Annotated in this window: 1 protein-coding gene; it reads right to left on the bottom strand. The window is 44.7% G+C overall.

Features of this window, described 5'->3' with window-relative positions:
* Nucleotides 1–53: 53 nt before the first annotated feature.
* A complete protein-coding gene (locus tag OB236_RS10700; RefSeq protein ID WP_262683988.1) occupies nucleotides 54–1,274 on the bottom strand; it encodes an IS256 family transposase in 1,221 nt (406 codons plus the stop codon).
* Nucleotides 1,275–1,348 lie beyond the last annotated feature (74 nt).

Below are 1,348 nucleotides of genomic sequence, written 5' to 3' on the forward strand. Positions count from 1 at the left end.
AAATCTTTTGTGTAAACTCTTTTAAAAGACTTCTCCCCGAGGGGAGAAAAAAATCAGCGTAGATGTTGGCCGATACGATCTGGATAAAAAACAGATAACTGGAGCAGCATTTGTCCCCAATTTTGGACGCGGCCTGTCCATTTTCGCGTAACATCCATCGTGGCTAAATAGAGCATTTTCAAGAGAGATTCGTCCGTCGGGAAGATGCTCTTTCCCTTGGTTACCTTTCGAAGCTGACGGTGGTAGCTCTCTATGATGTTGGTCGTGTAGATCAGCTTGCGGATTTCAGGCGGATACTTGAAAAAGGTAGCCAATTCATCCCAGTTATTACGCCAAGAGCGAAGGATAAGTGGATACTTGGTTCCCCAGGCTTCCTCAAATCGGTCGAGTTCGACAAGCGCCATTTCTTCGGAAACGGCTTTGTAAATAGGCTTAAGATCAGCCGTTACCTTCTTCAAATCTTTGTAAGAAACATAGCGGGTAGAGTTGCGTATTTGGTGAATGATGCATTTCTGAATTTCTGTTTTGGGAAAGCAAGCCGAAATAGCTTGCGTAAAGCCGGTTAAATTGTCTACACAAGTAATTAGAATGTCCTGAACGCCGCGATTCTTCAGATCGTTTAAGACACTTAGCCAGAACTTCGCGGATTCATTTTCACCGATCCACATGCCGAGTACATCCTTACTTCCGTCGAGATCGATTCCAATCACCATGTAGGCTGCTTTGTTCACAATAGCCCCGTCCTGCTTGACTTTGAAGTGAATCGCATCTAGAAATACGACAGCGTAAACGCCTTGTAGGGGGCGGTTCTGCCACTCTTTGATGAGCGGAACGATCTTGTTCGTAACGTTGGAAATGAGGGTAGGTGAGACTTCAATGCCATAGAGGTTTTCTAGGTGGTCTTGGATGTCACGCGTGCTGACTCCCTTAGCGTACAAGGCAATAATTTGGTCCTCAATGCCCGTTACATTGGACTGATGCTTCTTCACCACAAGGGGTTCAAACTCGCCTTGTCGGTCACGGGGAGTGATGATTTCTTGTTCTCCATACTCACTGGTTACTAGCTTTTTGCTCTTTCCATTGCGACTGTTCGATGTTTTTTTGTTCTCGATTTCATGCTTTTGATAGCCTAAATGCGTATCCATTTCCGCTTCCAGCATCTCCTGAATCGTCTCTGCAAACAGATTCTTCAATGCGTTCTGGGCATCTTGAGCCGTTACCAACTTATTCTCCTTGATAAACTCGCGAAGCTGCTGCTTTGTCCATAATCCCATGTGTTCTCCCCAACCTTTCATCTACTTCCATTTTAATAGATTTAGGAGTTTACACAAACTATTTTACAGACTCT

It is taken from the genome of Paenibacillus baimaensis (assembly GCF_025567575.1).

Excerpts from the sequence above, each read along its gene's own strand:
- OB236_RS10700 (WP_262683988.1), bottom strand. The coding sequence starts at position 1,274 with ATGGGATTATGGACAAAGCAGCAGCTTCGCGAGTTTATCAAGGAGAAT.